The 20,939-nt window shown below is 69.2% G+C and carries 18 protein-coding genes; 9 read left to right on the forward strand and 9 right to left on the reverse strand.

Annotated elements, in window-relative coordinates; translation table 11 throughout:
• Positions 1 to 233: 233 nt before the first annotated feature.
• Together LCY71_RS07260 and LCY71_RS07265 are read left to right on the forward strand one after the other, a co-directional pair.
• Positions 234 to 998, forward strand: a complete 765-nt coding sequence (locus LCY71_RS07260; RefSeq protein ID WP_225335696.1) for a hypothetical protein — start codon at positions 234 to 236, stop codon at positions 996 to 998.
• 276 nt (positions 999 to 1,274) lie between these two features.
• Positions 1,275 to 1,667 carry a hypothetical protein gene (locus LCY71_RS07265; protein WP_225335697.1) on the forward strand — a complete coding sequence of 131 codons (393 nt, stop codon included), beginning with the start codon at positions 1,275 to 1,277 and terminating at the stop codon, positions 1,665 to 1,667.
• 100 nt (positions 1,668 to 1,767) lie between these two features.
• Here the strand turns inward: LCY71_RS07265 and LCY71_RS07270 are convergent, their stop codons facing one another.
• The 3 genes from LCY71_RS07270 to tnpA form a co-directional block, all read right to left on the reverse strand.
• A complete protein-coding gene (locus LCY71_RS07270; RefSeq protein WP_225335698.1) occupies positions 1,768 to 2,829 on the reverse strand; it encodes a zinc-dependent alcohol dehydrogenase family protein in 1,062 nt (353 codons plus the stop codon).
• 162 nt (positions 2,830 to 2,991) lie between these two features.
• Positions 2,992 to 4,230, reverse strand: a complete 1,239-nt coding sequence (locus LCY71_RS07275; RefSeq protein WP_225335699.1) for an RNA-guided endonuclease InsQ/TnpB family protein — start codon at positions 4,228 to 4,230, stop codon at positions 2,992 to 2,994.
• Positions 4,227 to 4,616, reverse strand: coding sequence for an IS200/IS605 family transposase (gene tnpA, locus LCY71_RS07280; protein WP_225335700.1), 390 nt, complete (start codon positions 4,614 to 4,616; stop codon positions 4,227 to 4,229). The genes LCY71_RS07275 and tnpA overlap by 4 nt, the downstream gene beginning before the upstream one ends.
• 457 nt (positions 4,617 to 5,073) lie before the next feature.
• Between tnpA and LCY71_RS07285 the strand changes: the two genes are divergently transcribed.
• The 4 genes from LCY71_RS07285 to LCY71_RS07300 all read left to right on the forward strand — a co-directional run bounded on the left by LCY71_RS07285 (position 5,074) and on the right by LCY71_RS07300 (position 8,736).
• Entirely contained in the window at positions 5,074 to 6,351 is a 1,278-nt protein-coding gene (locus LCY71_RS07285) for an adenosylhomocysteinase (RefSeq protein WP_225335701.1), read from the forward strand.
• Positions 6,352 to 6,706: 355 nt separating this feature from the next.
• Positions 6,707 to 7,015, forward strand: a complete 309-nt coding sequence (locus tag LCY71_RS07290; RefSeq protein ID WP_225335702.1) for a type 2 periplasmic-binding domain-containing protein — start codon at positions 6,707 to 6,709, stop codon at positions 7,013 to 7,015.
• Positions 7,016 to 7,048: 33 nt separating this feature from the next.
• Positions 7,049 to 7,897: an ABC transporter substrate-binding protein gene (locus LCY71_RS07295; RefSeq protein WP_225335703.1), complete on the forward strand. Its 849-nt coding sequence runs from the start codon at positions 7,049 to 7,051 to the stop codon at positions 7,895 to 7,897.
• 68 nt (positions 7,898 to 7,965) lie between these two features.
• Positions 7,966 to 8,736 carry a class I SAM-dependent methyltransferase gene (locus LCY71_RS07300; protein WP_225335704.1) on the forward strand — a complete coding sequence of 257 codons (771 nt, stop codon included), beginning with the start codon at positions 7,966 to 7,968 and terminating at the stop codon, positions 8,734 to 8,736.
• A 120-nt stretch (positions 8,737 to 8,856) separates the two neighbouring features.
• On the opposite strand, the gene LCY71_RS07305 is transcribed toward LCY71_RS07300, so the two are convergent.
• The 3 genes from LCY71_RS07305 to LCY71_RS07315 are packed head-to-tail and all read right to left on the reverse strand — an operon-like array spanning position 8,857 to position 10,076.
• Positions 8,857 to 9,645 (reverse strand): PAS domain S-box protein, encoded by a 789-nt coding sequence (locus tag LCY71_RS07305; protein WP_225335705.1) that lies wholly within the window; start codon positions 9,643 to 9,645, stop codon positions 8,857 to 8,859.
• Positions 9,646 to 9,663: 18 nt separating this feature from the next.
• The gene (locus LCY71_RS07310; RefSeq protein ID WP_225335706.1) at positions 9,664 to 9,819 is read right to left on the reverse strand and encodes a hypothetical protein; all 156 of its coding nucleotides are present in this window, start codon (positions 9,817 to 9,819) and stop codon (positions 9,664 to 9,666) included.
• Positions 9,819 to 10,076 carry a HalOD1 output domain-containing protein gene (locus tag LCY71_RS07315; RefSeq protein ID WP_225335707.1) on the reverse strand — a complete coding sequence of 86 codons (258 nt, stop codon included), beginning with the start codon at positions 10,074 to 10,076 and terminating at the stop codon, positions 9,819 to 9,821. Before LCY71_RS07315 ends, LCY71_RS07310 begins: the two co-directional genes overlap by 1 nt.
• A 210-nt stretch (positions 10,077 to 10,286) precedes the next feature.
• On the opposite strand from LCY71_RS07315, the gene LCY71_RS07320 reads away from it, so the two are divergent.
• Positions 10,287 to 15,053 carry a PAS domain S-box protein gene (locus LCY71_RS07320; RefSeq protein WP_225335708.1) on the forward strand — a complete coding sequence of 1,589 codons (4,767 nt, stop codon included), beginning with the start codon at positions 10,287 to 10,289 and terminating at the stop codon, positions 15,051 to 15,053.
• Positions 15,054 to 15,100: 47 nt separating this feature from the next.
• Here LCY71_RS07320 and LCY71_RS07325 read toward each other — a convergent pair whose 3' ends face one another.
• Positions 15,101 to 15,880: a helix-turn-helix transcriptional regulator gene (locus LCY71_RS07325; protein ID WP_225335709.1), complete on the reverse strand. Its 780-nt coding sequence runs from the start codon at positions 15,878 to 15,880 to the stop codon at positions 15,101 to 15,103.
• A gap of 170 nt (positions 15,881 to 16,050) precedes the next feature.
• Here LCY71_RS07325 and LCY71_RS07330 point away from each other — a divergent pair, with 170 nt between their 5' ends.
• A complete protein-coding gene (locus tag LCY71_RS07330) occupies positions 16,051 to 16,746 on the forward strand; it encodes an HAD family hydrolase (protein WP_225335710.1) in 696 nt (231 codons plus the stop codon).
• 1 nt (position 16,747) lies between these two features.
• On the opposite strand, the gene LCY71_RS07335 is transcribed toward LCY71_RS07330, so the two are convergent.
• Together LCY71_RS07335 and LCY71_RS07340 are read right to left on the reverse strand one after the other, a co-directional pair.
• Positions 16,748 to 18,220: an MATE family efflux transporter gene (locus LCY71_RS07335; RefSeq protein WP_225335711.1), complete on the reverse strand. Its 1,473-nt coding sequence runs from the start codon at positions 18,218 to 18,220 to the stop codon at positions 16,748 to 16,750.
• A 3-nt stretch (positions 18,221 to 18,223) separates the two neighbouring features.
• A complete protein-coding gene (locus LCY71_RS07340; protein ID WP_225335712.1) occupies positions 18,224 to 18,820 on the reverse strand; it encodes a TetR/AcrR family transcriptional regulator in 597 nt (198 codons plus the stop codon).
• A 203-nt stretch (positions 18,821 to 19,023) separates the two neighbouring features.
• Between LCY71_RS07340 and LCY71_RS07345 the strand changes: the two genes are divergently transcribed.
• Positions 19,024 to 20,919 carry a sensor histidine kinase gene (locus LCY71_RS07345; RefSeq protein ID WP_225335713.1) on the forward strand — a complete coding sequence of 632 codons (1,896 nt, stop codon included), beginning with the start codon at positions 19,024 to 19,026 and terminating at the stop codon, positions 20,917 to 20,919.
• Positions 20,920 to 20,939 lie beyond the last annotated feature (20 nt).

Here is a 20,939-nt window from a genome sequence, read left to right on the forward strand (position 1 = left end):
CGAGGGACCGCTCGCTGTCCCGTGACCGGTCGGGCGTGCTCCCGACGGATCCGGGCCCGACGACGCCGGCCGGAGAGGGGAGACAGCCCATTTTATGCACTATTTATACTAGAAATAAATATCTAGAATTGTTTGTAAACGAAACGAGATGCTCTCGACGGGTTTCGAACCGGCCGAACGCACCTGAACCGGATTCGGGGTTTATTGGTAGGCAACCGAACGAATCTGGTAGCATGAATCGGAAACTGCTTGCACTGATCGTCGCTGTCGCGGTCGTCGGGGCCGCCGTGAGCCCCGCGATCGGGACGGCGGCAGCGGACACGGGCACGGAGACCGCGAACGACGGCGATGAGACGACAGTCGACGACAACGAGACCGACGTCGACGACAACGAGACCGACGTTGAAGACGACGAGACGGAGACCGACGACGGTGGGATGGCCGTCGGGAACGCGCCCGACGCGTTCGGACTCCAGGTGTCCAGCTTCGTCGAGAGCCTGCACGAGGACAACGTGACGGGCATCGGTCCGCAAGTCGCCGATTTCGTGACCGAGAACAACCCCGGCAACGCGCCGGACTACGCCGGCCCGCCGGATCACGCTGGACCGGACGGTGACGACGACGAGACCGACGACAACGAGTCCGAGCGCGGACCGCCCGAGCACGCCGGTCCCGGCGGTGACGGCGACAACGAATCCGAACAGGGCCCGCCGGACCACGCCGGTCCCGGCGGTGACGACGAGACCGACGACAACGAGTCCGAACAGGGCCCGCCGGACCACGCCGGTCCCGGCGGTGACGACGAGACCGACGACGGCGACGACAGCGACGACGGCGCTGAGAGCGACGACGAGGAGAGGGACGACAGCGACGAGAGCGACGACGCCGAGAGCGGCGACAGCGACGAGAACGACGCCGAGAGCGGCGACAGCGACGAGGACGACGGCGGAAACAACGGTAACGGCGGCGGTCCGCCCGAGCACGCCGGTCCCAACTGAAGCGACACAGCCGTCACTGCTTCTCCCGGAGGGCGGATCGAACCCGGCCCCGGATCAATCGCGATCGCCAGTAGCAGCTCCCGACCCGGAACAGTCACCCAGACGTTCCACCGATTTGGAGATGGTCCCCGGCTGTGGATCGATATTTGAACTCTGAGATTGTAGTTTGAACGTTCTCGCGACACCTCAGACAGTCTCACGGACCGTTTTAGCAGCGTTAAAAAGGGCGAACCGAGTCTAATTTTTAATCTCAGCAGCCTCGACTGAACGGCTGCGATGCGCGATGCACTGATCGCGCTGCTGCTGGTGGGGGTGCTCACGGCCGCGGGGCCGGGGGTCGCCACCGCCGGAGCAGCGCCGGCTGCTGCACCGATCGATGGAAACGCTGGCAACGCGCCGGCGGACGCGGGGCCGAGCTGTGACGGCGGCCAGCCGGGTACCGGGAGCGCCGCGCCCGGGGAGGGCGTGATCGAACTGCCCGACAACGCGACCGTCAGCCCGTCCGCGAACGCGAGCGTCTACCTGAACGAGGACGGCGACCTCGTGCTGCCGGACCGCGCTGGTCCCGCACACCGCGGCCCGCCCGCGTGGGCCGGTAGCGACGATGGCGCCAACGAGACTGAGGCACGCGACGGCGGCGGCCCGCCCGCCCACGCCGGGCCCAAGTGATGCGACCCGGTCGCGACTGACCGACGTCGCGATTCTTTCTTTCGACGGCACCGTCGGTTCCGGGTCGAACGCGAGAACCCGCTTAGCGGCTGCTCGACGGTCAGAACTCGTCGACGACGGGGATGCCGACCGTCCCGTAGTCGGTCATCGCGTCGAGCTTCTCGGAGACGTCCTCGAGCGCGATGGTCTCCGAGACGACGGCGGCGGGGTCGAGCTTGCCCGCCGCCACCATCCGGAAGATCTCGTCGTAGCGCTCCGGGGGCATCCCCAGCGCGCCGAGGAAGTCGATCTCGCTGGTGACCATCTCGTCGGTCGGCAGGGAGAGGTTGCCGCCGGCCTCCTCCGTGGTGAGGCCGACCTGGACGTGCTGGCCGGTCTTGCCGAGGCTCCTGACGGCGTTGCGGGCGGTGGTCTCGATCCCCAGCGCGTCCATCGACACGTGGGCGCCGCCGTCGGTGAGGTCCAGCACCGCCTCGGCGGGGTCGTCGACGTCGCTGGCGTTGACGGTCGCCTCGGCGCCCAGTTCCTCGGCGAGCTCGAGCTTGTCGTCGGTCAGGTCCACGCCGATGGGGTTGGCCCCCAGCGCGCTCGCGACGTGGATGGCCGAGAGGCCCACGCCACCGCAGCCGTGGATCGCCACCCAGTCGCCGGCGCCCAGGTCAGCCCGGTGGGCCAGCCCGTGAAAGGCAGTCATGAACCGACAGCCCAGCCCGGCCATCTCGACGGAGGAGACGCCCTCCGGCAGGTGGACGAGGTTGTGGTCCGCGTGGGGGACCGGCAGTTGCTCGGCGAACGCGCCGGGCGCTTCCGGCTGGAGCCCCAGCGCCTGCCGGTTCTCACAGATGTTGGAGTGGCCGGTCTGGCAGAGCCGACACTGGCCGTCGCCGAGGTTGAACGGCACGGTGACGTGGTCGCCCTCGCTGACGCTCTCGACCTCCTCGCCGATCGCCACGACGCGGCCGGCGGGTTCGTGACCCAGGATGTGCCCCGGCACGGGGTCCAGCCCACGCCAGTCCCAGTCGCCCTGCCAGGCGTGCCAGTCGCTCCGGCAGACGCCGCAGGCCTCGACGGCCACGACCGCGCCGTGTGGCTCCGGTTCCGGGTCCTCGACCTCGCGGACCTCCAGCGGTTCCCCGTAGTCCGTGAACACTGCTGCGCGCATGAGAGCGACCACGGGGCGGTCCCCCTAATACGCTTGCCCGGCTAGGTGTTGCGAATCGGGAAGAAACAGCGGACGATACGTCCGCGAACATTGACCTCCTCCCGCGCCTGAAGACGCGGGAATCCCACCATGGGATTTCAGGCCGAGTGTGGCCCTGTGGTTTCAAGACGCATACGTTCCACGCGTCTCTTGCTGGGTTGCACCATCGGCGTGGCTGTCTTGTGGCGCGGTCAAACACGCCCCATCCTCAGCCGAGTCATCGTCGATCTCGTGTTCTCTGGACCGACTCTCTCCGCTGAGGTAGCGGTCCGCGATGTTTATCGCCCCGTTCACGTCTGCCTGGTATTCGCCCATCCAGCAGCCGTCGTTCGTGCATTTGAACGTCGCCTGCTTCGGACGATACCCCACTTCACCACACGCGTGGCACTCTTTCGAGGTGTTGCGCGGATTCACCGTCTCGACGGGAATTCCCGTCTCGACAGCCTTGTACCGTATCTGCGCGTGGAGTTTGGCGAACGCCCAGCCGTGAAGACGGCGATTCATATACTCACCGTAGTCCATCGACTCCCGAATGTAGGTCAGGTCTTCCAGAACCAGCACTTGGTTCGGGACAGACTCGGCGTGCTCGACGACGTCGCGGGTGACACAGTGGAACACGTCGTCGATGTGGTTCCACAGGGCGTCGCCGAACGACTCGGCGATACGGTCGCTGCCGCGTTCTTGGAGCCGTCGCGTGGCGGTGAAGTAGGTTTTGCGGAGCCGACGAACGGTCTTGCCCTCGTCGGCCCACAGCTCGGGACGGGTCGGAGAACCGCCCTCGTCGCGGTGACACACCGTGGCGAGTGACGCTTCCCCGATATCGACTCCGATCGGCGTTCGTTCGTCAGCGGCCACCCCGGAACAGTCCTCCACGCCGCGGGTGGCGGTGACGTGGAGATACCACGTCTCATCCCGCTGGAAGAGCCGACGCTCACCCATCTCCGCGTCACCAGCGTTCACGGCTTCTAACCACTCCCGTTGGTCGGGGTTCGGTTGTGCTGGCAGCCAGAGGTGGTAGTCCTCGTGGTGCGGAATTTTGACGTACCACTCGATAGCGTTCTGGGGGTTGTGATCGAGCCGGAGCCCCTCGTTTGTGAACCGAACTGGGTGGTCGTCGTGTAGCTCATCTGCATTGTACGTCGTCGTCAACTGCGGGACGTACTTCTTGAGGGCGTTTTTCGCGTACCCTGATAGGTCGTAGTTGACCACCACGTCGTTCGCTTCAGTTTGAGTGGTGCAACCAGCGTCGAACGCATCGGCGAGGGCCTGCTGGTAGGCGTCGCGCGTCTCTTGGAGTTTCCGCCGTTTGTGCGCGTTCGGGTCGACCAGCTTCAACTCCAGCGTCTTGGTGAGCTCGGTCATTGCTCGCCCTCTTCGTGACGCTGGATGTAGTCCTGAACCGTCTCACTGGACACGTGGCCCGCCGTCCCTGCGTAGTAGCCCCGCGCCCAGCGAATCTTTTCGTCTTCGGTGTCGGCGTAGCGGTGGTTGTACTTCCGTGAGGGAATCCCCTTGAACCAGTTGGCGAGAAGCGATGGGGCGTGTTTCGGCGGGCTGCTGACGAACAGGTGAACGTGGTCGGGTCGAACGGTCAGGTCGAGTATCTCTACACCCTTGTCGTCGGCGATCTCGTGGAGGATGTCTCGCACACGGTCTGCGACCTCCCCGGAGAGTACCGAGTTGCGGTACTTCGGCAACCACACTATGTGGTAGTTGAGAGTGTAGGTCGCGTGCCGTGTGGTCTTCATCCGTGTTGTGCACTATTGGACTTGAGACCTTAATTCCACCAGTAGAACCGTTGGAAATCCAGTCGTGACGTCGTCGATAGAAGTAGAGGCTGTTGTCCGCTTGACCCCCGCCTAAAGACGGGGTATGTGCTCGCTACTGTATCACGGAAGAGCAGAGCTCTCTCGGACGACGTCGTCGGGGTTCGCGTAGCCAGCCACCCCTTTCAGTCCCGCCCAGCGCCGGTTGAACAGCCGGCTACGGGCGGGACTGAAAGGGGCGCCCTGCTCGACGAAGGCAGGCGAAGCAAGCACCGCAGGGAGGAACGACCGAGGAGCACAGCGAGCCTCCCGAGTCGAGCAGGGCGGGGCTTTCTGGTTGTTCTCACCATTCGAACCAACACTTCCAGAACTCTCAGTTACTCCTAGCCGTCGCGTCGATGGCAGGGGGTTTTTGACGGGGCTGCCCGTCGATAGAGGCATGACCGAACCCATCACCGAGCAGCTATCGGATCCGGAATCGGCCCGCGAGGAGGGTCGGCGGAAGATGGACTGGGCGAGCCAGCACATGCCCATCCTCGAATCGCTGCGCGAGACCTTCGAGGACGAGCGGCCCTTCGAGGGCGAGCGCATCGGCATGGCGATGCACGTCGAGGCCAAGACCGCAGTACTGGCGGAGACGCTCGCGGCGGCCGGCGCGGAAGTCGCCATCACGGGCTGTAACCCCCTCTCCACGCACGACGACGTCAGCGCGGCGCTGGACGCGGTGGCGGGCGTCACTTCCTACGCCCGCCGCGGCGTCGGCGACGAGGAGTACTACGAAGCCATCGAGTCCGTCATCGCCCACGAGCCGACGATCACCGTCGACGACGGGATGGATCTGGTGGCGGCGATCCACGAGGACTACCCCGAACTGATCGACACCATCGTCGGCGGGGCCGAGGAGACCACCACGGGCGTCCACCGCCTGCGCGCGATGGACGAGGACGGCGAACTCGACTACCCCGTCTTCGCCGTCAACGACACGCCGATGAAGCGGCTGTTCGACAACGTCCACGGCACCGGCGAGTCCTCCCTCGCGTCGATCGCCATGACGACGAACCTCTCGTGGGCCGGCAAGACCGTCGTGGTGGCGGGCTACGGCTACTGCGGCAAGGGCGTCGCCAGGAAGGCCGCCGGCCAGAACGCCGACGTCGTCGTCACCGAGGTCGAGCCCCGCCGCGCGCTGGAGGCCCACATGGAGGGGTACGAGGTCATGCCGATGGCCGAGGCCGCCGAGGAGGGCGACGTGTTCATCACGACGACGGGCAATCGAGACGTCATCGTCGAGGAGCACTTCGAGCGGATGGACGACGGCGTCCTGCTGGCCAACGCCGGCCACTTCGACGTCGAGATCGACCTCGACGCGCTGGGAGACCTCGCGGTCGACACCTACGAGGCACGCGACGGCGTGCAGGCCTACGAGCTGGACGACGGCCGCCGCCTGAACGTACTCGCGGAGGGGCGGCTGGTGAATCTGGCCACACCCGTCGCGCTGGGCCACCCGGTCGAGGTCATGGACCAGAGCTTCGGCGTCCAGGCCGTCGTGGTGCGGGAACTGGTCGAGAACGGCGACGCCTACGAGGCCGGCGTCCACGAGGTCCCCGACGAACTGGACGAGGAGGTCGCCGAGATCAAGCTCGCCGCTGAAGGCGTCGAGTTCGACGAACTGACCGACACGCAGGCGGAGTACATGGACTCCTGGCAGCACGGGACGTAGGAAGTGTCAATCGAACTATGGGCCTCCCGACGCCAGCGCGGCCGGGAGCGGCCTCCGTGCCGCGACCCGGGGAAGGGCAGGGCTGCAGTCCTGGCGGACGAAAGGGCGAGGCGCGGTCGCGGGATGTGCGCGGGCACTGTCCGAGCGCAGCGAGGATATCCCGCACAGATCCCGCGAGCGGGCCGAGGGCTTTCTGTGCGTTCGCTGCTGTAGTGGTTCCAGCGAGCGGGCCGAGGGCTTGCTGAACTGACACAGTTCTCACAGCGACTCCAGAACAGACAGACACTCCTAGCCGTTATCGCGGCTGATAAGCGCCGGCCAATCGTTATAACCACGAGTCGTGATGACAGGGTAAATGCGTTCCCACACCCACCAGTCACGGGCCGGCGCCGACGTCGAGATGGCGCACTTCTGGCAGGAGGGCGGCGGCAAGCGGATGATCGAGGAGCTGTTCGCCGACTTCCGGTCCCGGAATCCGGGCGTCGAGGTGACCGAGCAGGCCAACACCATCGACGACCACGGGATGTTGATCAAGAGCCAGATCCTCCAGGAGTCGCCGCCCCCGGTGTTCGTCGAATGGCCGGGCCAGAACATGATCCCGTACCGCGACGCGGGCGCGGTCCGGGACGTCACGGACCTGTGGGAGGACAACGACTGGGCGTAGGCGTTCATCGAGGGACCGCGCGAGCGCGTCCGGATGGACGGAGCGTACTACGGCGTCCCCATCGACATCCACCGGATGAACAACCTGTTCTACCACGTCGACATGGTCGAGGAGCGCGGCGTCGATCCGGCGCACGTCGACAGCCCCAGCGAGTTCCTGGAGGTGCTCCGGCAGTGCGAGGACGGTGACGTCATCGGGATGGAACAGCCGATGAAGAACCCCTCGGACGTCCTCCAGCTGTTCGCCAACATCGTCATCGGGGAGTTCGGCGCGGAGACGTACCGGGGGATCACGCAGGGGGAGACGCGCAGTTACGAGAGCGAGCTCCGCGGGTCGGTGGAGCTGCTCGACGCCTACGCCGACCTGGCTCGCGACGACGCCACGTTCGTCGACATGGTGCAGGCGAACGGACGGTTCATGGACCGCGAGTCGGTGTTCTTCCACCAGGGCGACTGGATGGCCGGCTCCTACGAGGACCGGGCCGGCTTCGAGTACGGGACCGACTGGGACCACGCGGTCTTCCCGGGGACCGAGGGCGTGTTCATGCTGTCGACCGACGCGCTGGTCGCCACCGAGGGGGCCGACTTCGACGAGGACGCGCGTGCGTTCCTGGAGTTCATGGCCTCGCCGGGGGCCCAGAAGACGCTGAACCGGATCAAGGGGTCGATCCCGCCGCGGTCCGACGTCGACCTCGGCGACTACCCCGAGATCCTCCGGGAGCAGTTCCGCGACTTCAGGGCGGCCGACCACTTCCCGGGCGGTCACGCCCTCCAGATCACGCCGGACGCGTTCGTCGAGGCGAAGGTCGCCGCCGCGGAGTTCGTCACGACCCGCGACGTCAAGCGGACGACGCAGGCGCTCCTCGACGCTTACGGACACTGACGCGCGGTCCGTCACCGAACCGCACACTGGCGTAAATTTCAACTCATCTGCCAGCGAATCTATCGGTCGTGGCTAGAAGCAACGACTGGGACGCCGACGCCTACGACGCCGACCACGACTTCGTCTACGAGTACGGCGAGAGCCTGATCGACCTGCTGGACCCGAGACCGGGGGAGCGGGTGCTCGACCTCGGGTGCGGGACGGGACACCTCACGGCCGACCTGGCCGAGGCCGTCGGCGAGGGCGACGTCGTCGGAATCGACCAGTCCGACGAAATGGTCGCCGGGGCGCGGGAGACCCATCCCGACCTCCGCTTCGAGTGCGTCGACGCGACCGAGTACGAGGCCGACGAGCCATTCGACGCCGTCTTCTCGAACGCGGCGCTGCACTGGATAGCCAATCAGCGGGCCGTCGCCGAGCGCGTCCGGGCGGCGCTGCGTCCGGGCGGCCGCTTCGTCGCCGAGATGGGCGGCAGCGGCAACGTCGCCGCCGTCGTCGACGCGACGCTCGGCGAACTGGGCGAGCGGGGGTACGACGTCGACCACCCCTGGCGCTTCCCGACGGTCGGCGAGCAGGCGAGCTTGCTGGAGTCGACCGGCTTCGAGGTGCGACTGGCGCGGCTGTTCGACAGGCCCACCGACCTCGACGGGCCGGACGGACTGCGCAACTGGCTGGAGCTGTTCGGCGACTCGCTGTTCGCCGACCCGACGGACGCCGAACGAGCGGCAGTCGTCGAGCGCGTCGAGGACCGCCTCCGACCGGACCTGTACGACCCCGAGACGGAGACGTGGACGGCCGGTTACCGGCGGCTGCGGTTCGTGGCCGTCCGGTCGGCGTGACGGAGCAGACGGGCGGAGAAACGGATCGGTGGGTTGAGAGAAGATCGGGGAGAGAAGAGGAGGAGACGAGAGGAGAGAGAAGAAGGGAGAGAGAAGAGGAGGAGACCAGGCGACGGAATGTCAGTTCCGGGTCGACTGCGTCCCGCACTGCACGATGAACACCAGGCTGCCGTCGTCGAGTTCGGCGATGCGCGTCCGCGTGGTGAAGGTCTCGCCGTCCGCGCGGCGGCCCTCGCAGGCGCCGACCCAGTGCCACCCGTCCCCGAGGCTGGGGAAGGCGTCGGACTCGAGCCGGTCGATCTCCGCGTCGGTGAACAGGTCGCGCCAGTCGGAGCCGGGGAGGGCGTCGGAAGCGACGCCGAACTGGCGGGCGAACGCCGGATCGGCGAACGCGACCGTCCCGTCCGGCGCCGCGATAGCGGTGCCGTCGGGCACGAGTTCCAGCGCGGCGAGCGCCCGGCCGGCCAGGGTGGCGTCGCGCTCGTGGTCGACGAGGCGCCGGACGCAGTCGACGACGCCGCCGGGACCGGTCCTCGGGACGTGCTCGCTCCAGTCGTCCTCGCGGACGGCGGCCCGGCGGTCGTCGGTGGGGTCCGCCGCGACGAGGACGACGGGCACCCGCGGCGCCCGCTCTCGGACGGCGGCCAGCAGGTCGCGTCCGTCGACCAGCGTCGCGTCGGCGGCGACGACGCAGTCCGCCTCGTCGACGGCGGACAGCGCCTCGGTCGACTGCGGTCGGGACCGGACGTCGACGCCGTCGGCCGACCGGAGACGCGACTCGACCGCGTCGATCGACTCGGCGTCGCCGCCGACGTACAGGACTTCGACGCTATCGTCGAGTTCGTCGGCGTCGGGCAGGGACGGCGGCGACGCGTCGTCAGACGGCGTCGACATCGTCACGGCCTCCATGACGGGTCGTGACTCCAGTCATTGGATCACTCGCTCGACGACCGTCGACTGGATCCAGGCGTTGCCGTTCTCCGGGTCGGCGATCATCCCCACCGTCGCGTCCCCGACGGCGAACTCCTCGTAGGTCTCCCTGATCGCGCCCGGGGACGCGGTCGCGTCCGTCGCGCCGGCCATCACTCCGCCTCCGCCATCTCGGCTTCGCTCTCGCCCGTCACCGTAACGGAGCCGTCGCCCTCGACGACGACCGTGTGCCCGTGATAGTCGAACGACACGCTGACCTCCTCGCCGCTGCCGACGATCGCCTCGATGGCGTCGACGTCGACGGCGTCGTAGAGGGGGTCCATCTCGAGCGGGTCCGCGCCCGTTCGTTCGGCGATGCGGGTGACGATTTCCGAGCAGAGGTCGGTGGTGTCGACCGTGGTGGATTTCATCGTGTTCCTAGAGATGCACCAGCCGACCATGTCCCTGACTTCAATATGCGTTGGCCAGCGGCCGTAGCGGGGGTTACATGTATAGTGTCTAGCGGCCAGATGCGTGACACAGCGGCTCTCCCGGCCGGTTCGAACTCGTCATCGGAATCTTCCGCGCCGTCGGTGCGCTCGTTCGGTAAACACTTCTGGACGAGGGCAATACATATAGCTATGTCTACACGACGGCTCGTCCGGGCGGACAGGCGTCGCTGGTCGGTCGCGGGTCAGTCGCTCGCTCCCGGCGTCGCGGTGGTCGTCGCGGCCGCCGCGACCGCGCTCGCCTGGACGCTCCTCGACGGGGGGTCCCCTGCGGGCCCGTGGCTGGTCGGTCTCCCGGGACTCGCCGCCGGCGACGACGCGCCGATCGAGGACCTGACGGCGAAGGTCAGGCGACTCGCGGCGGGCGAGTGCGACGTCGAGTTCCCCACCGAGCGCGACGACGCGCTCGGGGGACTGGCCGACGCGCTGGCCGACCTGGCGGCGTCGATAGAAGCGCGCGAGCGGGACGCGGGAGCGGCCGAGCGGTCCACGGGAGACGACGCGGCCGACTGGGAGGCCGCGTCGACGACCGAGCGTCAACTGGAGGCCATCGTCCAGAACACGGAGAGCGCCATCTACATCAAGGACGCCGACGGGGTCTACCGGTTCGTCAACGAGGCGACCGCTGACTTCCTCGGGCTGGACCGCGAGTCGATCGTCGGCAGGGACGACGAGGAGCTGTTCGACGCCGAGACGGCGGCCGACGCCCACGCGGACGACGAGCACGTCATGGAGACTGGCGAATCGATCTCGCGGGAAGCGACGCGCCCGATCGACGGCGGGGAGCACGTCTTCCTCGACAACAAGTACCCCTATCGCGACGAGGACGGCGAGGTGATCGGCGTCATGGGCGTCAGCCGCGACGTCACCGATCGAAAGCGGGCCGAGCGCGAGTTGCGCGAGACCAAAGACAGGCTGGAGCGGTTCATCGAGCGGGCGCCGGTGGGGGTCACGGCCCTGGAGGCGGACGGGACCGTCACGCTCTGGAACGACGCCATGGAGCGGATCTTCGGCTGGTCGGCGGGCGAAGTGGTCGGCAACCAGTACCCGGCGGTGCCGGAGGGGAAGAGGGACCAGTTCGAGTCGCTCCGGAATCGGACCTGGTCGGGGGAGTCGCTCTCGCAGGTCGAGGTCAGGCGCCGGACGAGAAGCGGACAGACGATCGACGTGAGCGTGTCGACGGCGCCGATCTACGGCGACGGCGGCGAGGTCTCCGAGGTCGTCTCCTTCGTGGAGGACGTCACGGAGCGCAAGGAGCGGGAGCGAGAGCTCCGCGAGACGAAGCGTCGGCTCGAACTGGTGCTAGAAGGGACGAACACCGGACTCTGGGAGTGGCGGCTGGAGACCGACGAGGTGATCTGGAACGAGACGATGGCGCGGCTGGTCGGAATGGAGCCGGGCGAGTTCGAGGGGACGCTCGAAGCGTTCACCGAGCGCGTCCACCCGGACGACCGGGAGCGGCTACGGAGCGAACTGACGGCGGCCATCGAGGCAGACGACGTGCTCAACTCGGAGTTCAGGCTGTTCCACGAGAGCGGCGACGTGATCTGGGTCAGCGTCCGTGGCCGGGTCCTGTCCGACGACGGGGACGATCGGCGCATGGTCGGGATCAACAACGACGTCACCGAGCGCAAGGCGGCCGAGCGGGAGTTGCGCGAGCGCGAGGAAGAACTCCGGGAGTACCGGGACTACACTGAGGACATCCTGGACGCCATCGACGACGTGTTCTACGTCACCGACGAGGACGGCGAGGTGTTGCGCTGGAACGAGAGTCTCGTCGAGACGACGGGGTACTCGGACGCGGAGATCGAGGGGATGCACGCGACGGAGTTCTTCCGCGAGGAGGACCGCAGGGAGGCCCGGGCCGGGATCGACGCGGCGCTCCGGGCCGGAAAGAGCCGTGGCCAGCGGCCCTTCGTGACCAGCGACGGCGGCGAGATCCCCCACGAGTTCGTGGCGACGGGGCTGACCGATCCGGACGGGAACCCGGTCGTCGTCGGCATCGGCCGCGACGTCACCGAGCGGATCGAGACGGAGCGAGAGCTGTCGCGGCTGATCAGCAACGTTCCGGGGTGCGTCTACCGGGTCGCGAACGACTCGGAGTGGTCGATCGAGTTCGTCAGCGAAGGGGTCCGGGAGATCGCCGGCTACGACCCCGAGACGATCGAGAGCGGCGAGGTGAACTGGATCGAGGACGTCGAACTCGACGGACCGGACTGGACGGAGATTCACGAGGCCGCCGAGGCGGGCGAGGCCTACGACCTGACCTACTCGATCGAGACCGCCGACGGCGAGGTGCGGTGGATCAGGGACCAGGGACGGGCCGCCCGCGGGCCTGACGGGACCGTCGAGGCCGTCGAGGGCGTCGTCCTCGACGTCACGGAGCGCATCGAGTACGAGCGCGAGCTGGAGCGGACGCGCGACCTCCTCCAGCACGCCCAGCGCATCGGCGGCATCGGCGGCTGGGAGATCGACCTGCGCTCCGACCCGAACGAGCTGTTCTGGACGGACGAGGTCTACCGGATCCACGGGCTCGAACCCGACGCGGACGTCGACCTCGAGGACGGGATCGACTACTACCACCCCGACGACCGGGAGCGCATCCGCGAGGCCGTCCGGCGGGCGATCGAGGAGGGGGAACCGTACGACGTCGAGGCCCGACTGATCACGGCCGACGGGGAGCAGCGGTGGGTCCGATCGATCGGCGAGCCAGCCCGCGAGGACGGCGGCGACGCCATGATCCGCGGTTCGATCCAGGAGATCACCCGGCGGAAGGAGCGCGAGCAGGAGCTAGAGCGGTCCCGGCACCTGCTCCAGCAGGCCCAGCGCCTGTCGGCGTTCGCCGCGTGGTCGGTCGACCTCACCGGGGACGGGCCCCACTACTTCGAGTGGAGCGAGGAGATGTTCGAGCTGTTCGAACTGCCCGACAAGGGCATGACCATCGAGGACGTGGTCGAACGGTACCACCCGGAGGACCGCGAGGGGATGGCGCGGGCCTACCGGCGCGCTGTCGAGGACGGCGAGGGATGGGACCGGGTCGACCGGACGCGCCCGCCGAGCGGCGAGCAGCGCTGGACGCGGACCATCTGCCAGCCCGTGGTCGAGGACGGCGAGGTCGTTCAGCTGATCGGATCGGCTCAGGACGTCACCGACCAGAAGGAGCGCGAGCGGACGCTCCGATCGCTCCACGAGACCGCCCGCGACCTGCTGGCGACCGAGAGCGACGCCGAGGTGGCCGAACTGGCCGTCGAGACGGCCCGGTCCGTGCTGGACGTCGCGAGCGTGTGCGCCTACCTCGTCGACGAGGGGAGCAACCGGCTGGTCCCCGCAGCGGCCACCGGGGCGTTCGGAGACGACGGCGGGCCGCCCCCGGTCGACGTCGGCGCCGACGACGCCGTCTGGGAGTGCTTCGCGACCGGATCACCCATGGTCGTCGACGCCAGTGACGACGAGGGCCGGTCGGTGGCGCTGGGCGACGGCACCGACGGCGGCCTGCTGGTACCGATCGGCGAGCACGGCGTGTTCGTCGTCGCCGCGGGCGCCGACCGGATCGACGACGAGGTCCGCCGGCTGGCCGGTACGCTCGTGGCGACGACCGAGGCCGCGCTGGACCGCCTCGCCAGCGAGGCGGAACTGCGCGCTCGCGACGAGGAACTGGCGGCGCGAAACGAGCGGCTCCGCCGACAGATGGGGATCACCGACATCATCAGGCGGGTCGACCAGTCCCTGATCGCCGCCGAGAGCCGCGAGGACGTCGAGCGGACCGTCTGCGAGCGGCTGGTCGAGTCCGACGACGTCGCCTTCGCCTGGATCGGCCGGCCCGACGAGGGCGAACAGCGGCTCGTCCCGCAGGCCTGGGCGGGCGACGGCGAGGCCTACCTCGACGACCGCTCGCTGTCGTTCGGATCGGCCGAGCCGGCGTCCGTCGCCGCCCGGACGGGGGAGACGACGGTCGTCTCGAACGTCGTCGACCGGCTCCAGTCCGAGGACTGGCGCCAGGGAGCGGTCTCGAACGGCTTCCACTCCGTCGTCGCCGTCCCGCTGTCCGTCGACGAGTACTCCCACGGCGTCCTGGCGGTGTACGCCGGCGAACCGGACGCCTTCGGCGACCTGGAGCGGACCGTGTTCGCCGAGCTCGGACGGACCATCGCCAACGCCGTCGACGCCGTGATGACGCGGACGGCGCTGCACGCCGACACGCTGGTCGAGCTGACCCTGGAACTGGACGACGCCGACGAGTTCCTCTCGCGGGTCGCCCGCGAGGCCGACTGCGAGGCGACGTACGAGGGCATCGCCACGCACTCGGCCGACGAGACGCGGCTGTTCTTCGCGACGACCGGCGCGACCGGCGACGCCGTCGCCGCTGTTCTCGCGGACAGCTACGCCGTCGACGCGTTCCGCCTGATCGACGAGAGCTGCGAGGACGACGAGGACGGCGAGCGGCGGTGTCTGTTCGAAGCGACCGTCACCGGCCCCGTACTGGCGTCGACGCTGGTGCGCCGCGGCGTCCGCCCGCGGTCGATCCGGGCCACGCCCGGGGGAACCGAGGCGGTCGTGGACGCGTCGGCCGCGACCGACGTCCGCGAGTTCGTCGAGGCGCTGGCCGAGACCTACCCCTCCGTCGAACTCGTCAAGCGCCAGACCGTCGAGCGGGACATGGCGACGCGCCAGGAGCTGGTCTCCTCGCTGCTCGACGGCCTGACCGACCGGCAGCGCGAGGTGCTCCGGACCGCCTACTACGCCGGCTTCTTCGACTGGCCGCGCACGTCCACCGGCGAGGACGTCGCCGAGATGCTCGACGTGACCCAGCCGACGGTCAACCGCCACCTGCGGCTCGGCCAGCAGCGCCTGCTGGCCCAGCTGTTCGACGAGGAGACGGGCGGCGTGGTGGCGGCGTAGTCCGGCACAGCCGCCCAATCCGGCAGGTGCTGGCGGAACCGCCGGGCTCACAGCGGATTCGCGTCGGCGCTGACTGACTCGTACCGCTCGCGGGCCCACTCGGTGACCGGGTGGTCGGAGCGCGCGTGGACGACGGCGATCGGGCGCATCCCGTCGTCGTACGCCCCGAGGTAGGCCTCGCCGTCCAGGAGCGCGACGCCGTACGCCGGGACCGAGTCTGTCGACAGCAGCGTGACGTCGGCCTCGGACCGGAGGCGGTCGAGCGCTTCGGCGTGGTCCCGGCCGAGCGTCTCGGCGGCGGTCGGGGCGACTACTAGGTCCACGGAGAGGCTATCGAGGTGGTCCAGGACCGCCCTGAGGTACACCGGATGCACCACGGGAACGAACCCGCGGGCGCGGTCGGCGGCGGCAAGTTTCTCGCGGACGCGGGCGACCGGCGCGTGGGGTCGATCGTCGGTCGCCACCTCGACCGACAGCACGTCCACGTCCGCCGGTTCGATCGGGGGATCGGCCGGGAACTGCCTGAGGAAGGTCCCGACCCCGGTCGCCCCCGCGAGGGCGTCCGTGGCTTCCGCCATCGCGGCCCGCGCGCGCTCCCCGGCGGCCGTAAGCGCGTACTCGTCGGCCGCAGGGTCGCGCTCGATCAGTCCCCGCTCCTCGAGGGCCGCGATGTTCCGGTGGAGCGTGGTCCGGGGGACGTCGGCGGCCTCGCGGAGCGCCGCCCGCGAGCGCGGGCCATCCGCGAGCGCGTCGAGGGCGCACACCCGGACCGGCGTGCCGGCGAGGAAGGCCACCGCGTCGAGGCCGCGGGTCGCGTCGGGGTCCATGCCGGCCACGCGGAGCGGCACGACATAAAACGTCGCGGACCGGAATCCGTCGTTGAGGGAGAGTCCCTGCCCACACCGTGACCGCGACCACGGCGTGCACGTTCCCGGGGCATGTGCGCGGGAACGGCGCGGACACGTCCACCGCGCAGTCACGCTCATGGGACAACCTGATGGTCGACGCCGTCGCAGGAGCGGACGTGTACGAGGCAGTGGTGTTCGACAACGACGGCGTGCTGGTGGAACCGCCCAGTCGGGAAGCGCTCGTGTCGGCGACGCGGTCGGCGCTCGAAGACGTCGGACTCGACGCCGATCCGCGGGCGGTCTGCCGGGACCTGTCCGAGGGGGACGTCGAGTCGCTCGCGGGCCGCTGTCGCCGCGAGGCCGTCGAGTTCGCCTCGTTCTGCCAGCGCGCCGCGTCGGCCGCCTTCGAGGCCCAGCGGCGGGAACTGGAACGGGGCCGGCGCGCCGTCTACGACGACGTGGCCGCGCTGCGCGAGTTCGACGCCTCGCTGGGCCTCGTCAGCGACAACCACCCGCAGTTCGTCGACTACCTGCTGCGCCGGGCGGGGCTGGACGACCTGTTCGAGACGGTCCGCTGCCGGTCGATGACGCCGCGGGCGCTCGAGCGCTGCAAGCCCGACCCGCGCAACGTCAGGGCGGCGCTTTCGGACCTCGGGACCGAGGACGCGCTCCTCGTCGGCGACAGGACGGCGGACGTCGTGGCGGCCGAGCGGGCCGGCATCGACAGCGCGCTGATCGAGCGCCCGGACGCCGGCGACGGCACCGTCGGCTCGGTGCCGGACGCCGACGTCGATCCCGACTACCGGGTCCAGAGCATCGCGGAGTTGCGGGCCGTGATCGGGTAGCCTAGTCGGCGGCCGTCGCGGGGGCCGCATCCTCCTCGTCCTCGATGACGTTGTCCGTCCAGGAGCCCCGGAAGAACCACGCGAGCACGATCAGGGCGCTGCCGACGTGCATGCCGGCGATGCCGATCCACGCGCCCGTCGTGCCCATGTCGAAGGTCGTCACGAGGACGTAGGCGGGGACGACCTGCAGGCCCCACACGGAGGCGACGGACATGAGCATCGCCGCGCGGGTGCTGCCGGCACCGTTGAAACACCCCTTCACGACGTGGAACACGCCCATCATCGCGAAGGTGGGGGCGACGATGTACATGTACTCGGCCCCGATGTCGACGACGCGGTCGGCGCCCTCACCGACGATGAAGACGCCGACGATCTCACGCGCCCAGACGACGCCGGCCGCGCTGACGGCGACGTAGGCGGTGACGAGCATCCCGACGGCCATGTAGACGACCCGCCTGGCCCGCTCCTGGCGGTCGGCGCCGAGGTTCTGCCCGACCGCGGTCTCGACGCCCATCCCCAGCCCGACGGCCGGGAGGAAGACGAAGGAGGTGAGCCGCGCGGTGATGCCGAAGGCGGCGACGGCGGTCGATCCCACGAGGGCGACGACGGCCGTCATCGCGGTGTACGAGAGGGCCCCTGAGCTCTGCTCGATGCTCGCGGGGTAGCCGACCGAGAGGATCTTCTTCACCGTCGCCGCGTCGAGGACGAGGTCGGAGAGGGACAGCGAGAGCCCGAGGCGGCCGGTGAACAACAGGGCGACGCCGGGGACGGTCGCGAGCGCGCGCGAGAGGATGGTGGCGATGGCGGCGCCGCGCACGCCGTAGCCGGTGAAGCCGGTCGCGGAAAGCAGCGTCGCCTCCAGCCCCTCAAGGCCGAGCATCGCGAACAGCGGGTTGTCGCGGAAGCCCATGATGAACACGGGGTCGACGACGACGTTGACGGCCACGCTGACCGCCATCAGGTACATCGGCGTCTTCGTGTCGCCCCAGCCGCGCAGCAGCGACTGGAAGACGAAGAAACCGAACATGAACCAGACGCCGGTGAAGATGACGCGCATGTAGTCGACGGAGTAGTCGAAGACGGTCGTCCCGGGTTCGGCCCCGATGAGGCGGAGGAACGTCGGCGCCATGACGTAGCCGACGGCCCCCAGCGCAAGCGAGAACAGCGAGACGAACGCCAGCGTCTGGCCGGCCACCTCCTCGACGCGCTCGAAGTTCTCCGCGCCCTTGTGCTGGGCGACGAGGACGCTGCCGGCCAGCGTCAGCCCGCCGCCGAGGCTGATCAGCACGAACACCGGCGGCCAGGAGAAGGACAGCGCCGAGACGGCGTCCTGTCCCAGTCGGCCGACCCAGAAGGTGTCCACCAGGTTGTACAGCACCTGCAGCAGCTGTGTGAATACGATGGGCGCCGACAGCGCCAGAAGCGGTCGCAGCAGCGATCCCTCGGTGAGGTCCCGGTCGGCAGTCGCCGGCACGGGTCAGTCCTCCAGGTCGACGCCCTCGGCCAGCAGGTCGCGCACGAGCAACCGCTCGATGCCGGCCAGCGCGTCCTCCGTCGGGGCGGCCTCGCCCAGGATCACGTCGTGCGACTGCGCGCCCTCGATGGCCGACCGGAACGTCGCGGCGAACGCCTCCGGGTCGACCTCGCGGAACCGTCCCCGCTCGATCCCCTCGCGGACGACGTCGGCGATCTCCTCGCGGATGGCCGCGTCGTTGCGAACCAGCTGCTCGCGAATCGACTCGTTGTACGGCGCCTGGGCCCGCAGCTCCAGCAGGACGGTGTGGAGGTCCGACGCCGCGTCGTCCTCCCTCGTCACGACCAGCTCGGCGATCCACAGTAGCCGCTGGGCGGGGTCCATCTCCGGACAGTCCTCGATGTCCGCGATGAACGCCTCCAGCAGGTGCTCCAGAAAGGAGACGAGCAAGTCCTCCTTCGATTCGAAGTGGTAGTGCAACAGCGACTTGCTCTTCTCGAACTCGTCGGCGATCGACTGCATCGTCAGGTCCGCGTAGCCGCGCTCGCACAGCGCCGCGAACGTGGCGTCCATGATCTGCTCTCGCGTGTCCCCCGCCATCGTACTGGCTGGACGGCCAGTCAATATATAAGGGCGTGGGTTCGCTCCCACCACGCGACGGCCCGCGGTGCGAGCGTCCGGGGCAAGGCTAAAGGGGAAGTACCGGGGATGTAGATGGAACACGGACGATGACGGGGAACGACGGCGAGTCGAGCGAGCGGCCGCGGCCCGACGGCGACCGCCGCTCGCTGTAGGGCAGGGGAGTGCGTGCGGCGCTGCCGGGACCGATCAGGCGCAGCTACGCCGCGAAGTTCGCCCTCGCCATCGTACTCGTCGTCCTGCTGATCGTCGGCGTGGGGACGCTCAGCTACGTCCAGATCCAGGGGATCATCGAGGAGGACGCGGAGAACTCGCTGCGATCGACCGCCACTGTGCAGGCCGACTCGGTCAGCGAGTGGATCGCCGGGATGCAGTCGCAGGCCGGCGGGATAGCGGCCGCCGACGTGTACGCGACGGACGATCGCGTGCGGATCGGACGGCACCTCCGCGACTCGCTCCGGTGGACCAGTTCGGACGTCGCCGCCGTCCACTACGTGGACCCCGAGAGCGACGAGGTCGTCGCGAGCACGGGGAGGGACTACGTCGGTCGTCAGGTCACGTCGGTGGCGCCGGCCTGGCAAGAGCCCATCGCGGAGGCGGTCGGCGACGGCAACGAGAGCATCGGGATGTCCGACAGCGCCTACGAGCGGAACGGACGCCTGTTGATGGCGTTCGCGCGTGAGAGCCGGGTCGGCGGCGGCGTCGTGGTCGTCGTCGGCGACGCCAGGCAGGACTTCGAGCAGCTCCACGAGTCCCAGCCGGTCGTGACGACGCGCCTGCTGAACGCCCGGGGTCACGACGTGTTCTCGTCGCGAGGGATCCGGTCGAGCAGCCTCGCCGGGACCGAGGCCTTCGAGTCGGCGCAGGCCGGTGACACCGCCATCCACGAGCGCGACGACGACGTCGTCGCCGTCGCCCCGGTCGAGAGCACGAACTGGGTCGTCGTCACCGCGGCGCCGAAGTCCCGCCTCTACCAGGCCAGCGAGACCGTCGGCCGGAACGTCGCCGTGCTCATCACCTCCGGGGTGGCCATCCTCGGCGTGGTCGGGTTCGGGCTCGGGCTGGGGACCGTCCGGTCGCTGCGGCGCCTGCGGGAGCGCACCCGGGAGATGGAGGACGGGAACCTCGACGTCGACCTCTCGACGACCCGCGAGGACGAGCTGGGTCGGCTGTTCGTGGCCTTCGGGCACATGCGTGACGCGCTGCGGGATCAGGTCCGCGAGGCCGAGGCGGCGCGGGAGCGCGCGGAGGCCTCCCGCCGGGAGCTGGCCCGGCAGAACGAGCGCCTCGACCAGTTCGCGAGCACCGTCAGCCACGACCTCCGGAACCCGCTGAACGTGGCCGACGGCCAGCGGGAACTGCTCGCGACCAAGATCGAGAGCGCCGAGTCGGTCGCCGCCGGGCAGGTCCGGTCCCACCTCGATAAGATCGGCGACGCTCACGGGCGCATGGCGGCGATCATCGACGACGTCCTCGCGCTGGCCCGGGAGGGCGCGTCCGTCGACGACACCGAGATCGTCGACCTCGAGTCGGTGGCGAACGACGCCTGGGAGAACGTCGAGGCCGACGAGGCCTGGCTCTGGACGAACGACACCCGGCGGATCGAGGCCGACCGGGCGCGCCTGCTCCGGGCCTTCGAGAACCTGATTCGCAACGCCGTGGAACACGCCGGCCCGGACGTGACCGTCGAGGTCGGCACCACCGACGACGGCTTCTACATCGCCGACGACGGCCCCGGGATCCCGCCGGCGGAGGTCGCGGACGTCTTCGAGTACGGCCACACCACGGAGGAGGACGGCACCGGGTTCGGGCTGGCCATCGTCGAGACAGTCGTCACGGCTGGGAGATCGACGTCGACGAGTCCCACGACGGGGCGAGGTTCGTCGTCAGCGGCGTCGGCGCGGCCGAGGAGGCCGCTGCCGGCGTCGCCGAGGGCGAGTAGGACGCCGACGGCGTCCCGCTCGCGGGGTCGGCGGCCCACCGCCGCGACGCGGAGACGACGGGACGGCAGACGCTCACACCGCATCTCACGGACGATAACCCGACCACCAACGTTTTAATGCGATACGACAGATCCACA

The sequence above is a fragment of the Halomicrobium urmianum genome (genome assembly GCF_020217425.1).
GTDB classification, from domain to species: Archaea; Halobacteriota; Halobacteria; order Halobacteriales; family Haloarculaceae; genus Halomicrobium; species Halomicrobium urmianum.

Excerpts from the sequence above, each read along its gene's own strand:
- LCY71_RS07260 (WP_225335696.1), top strand. The coding sequence starts at position 234 with ATGAATCGGAAACTGCTTGCACTGATCGTCGCTGTCGCGGTCGTCGGG.
- LCY71_RS07265 (WP_225335697.1), top strand. The coding sequence starts at position 1,275 with ATGCGCGATGCACTGATCGCGCTGCTGCTGGTGGGGGTGCTCACGGCC.
- LCY71_RS07270 (WP_225335698.1), bottom strand. The coding sequence starts at position 2,829 with ATGCGCGCAGCAGTGTTCACGGACTACGGGGAACCGCTGGAGGTCCGC.
- LCY71_RS07275 (WP_225335699.1), bottom strand. The coding sequence starts at position 4,230 with ATGACCGAGCTCACCAAGACGCTGGAGTTGAAGCTGGTCGACCCGAAC.
- tnpA (WP_225335700.1), bottom strand. The coding sequence starts at position 4,616 with ATGAAGACCACACGGCACGCGACCTACACTCTCAACTACCACATAGTG.
- LCY71_RS07285 (WP_225335701.1), top strand. The coding sequence starts at position 5,074 with ATGACCGAACCCATCACCGAGCAGCTATCGGATCCGGAATCGGCCCGC.
- LCY71_RS07290 (WP_225335702.1), top strand. The coding sequence starts at position 6,707 with ATGCGTTCCCACACCCACCAGTCACGGGCCGGCGCCGACGTCGAGATG.
- LCY71_RS07295 (WP_225335703.1), top strand. The coding sequence starts at position 7,049 with ATGGACGGAGCGTACTACGGCGTCCCCATCGACATCCACCGGATGAAC.
- LCY71_RS07305 (WP_225335705.1), bottom strand. The coding sequence starts at position 9,645 with ATGGAGGCCGTGACGATGTCGACGCCGTCTGACGACGCGTCGCCGCCG.
- LCY71_RS07310 (WP_225335706.1), bottom strand. The coding sequence starts at position 9,819 with ATGGCCGGCGCGACGGACGCGACCGCGTCCCCGGGCGCGATCAGGGAG.
- LCY71_RS07315 (WP_225335707.1), bottom strand. The coding sequence starts at position 10,076 with ATGAAATCCACCACGGTCGACACCACCGACCTCTGCTCGGAAATCGTC.
- LCY71_RS07320 (WP_225335708.1), top strand. The coding sequence starts at position 10,287 with ATGTCTACACGACGGCTCGTCCGGGCGGACAGGCGTCGCTGGTCGGTC.
- LCY71_RS07325 (WP_225335709.1), bottom strand. The coding sequence starts at position 15,880 with ATGGACCCCGACGCGACCCGCGGCCTCGACGCGGTGGCCTTCCTCGCC.
- LCY71_RS07330 (WP_225335710.1), top strand. The coding sequence starts at position 16,051 with ATGGTCGACGCCGTCGCAGGAGCGGACGTGTACGAGGCAGTGGTGTTC.
- LCY71_RS07340 (WP_225335712.1), bottom strand. The coding sequence starts at position 18,820 with ATGGCGGGGGACACGCGAGAGCAGATCATGGACGCCACGTTCGCGGCG.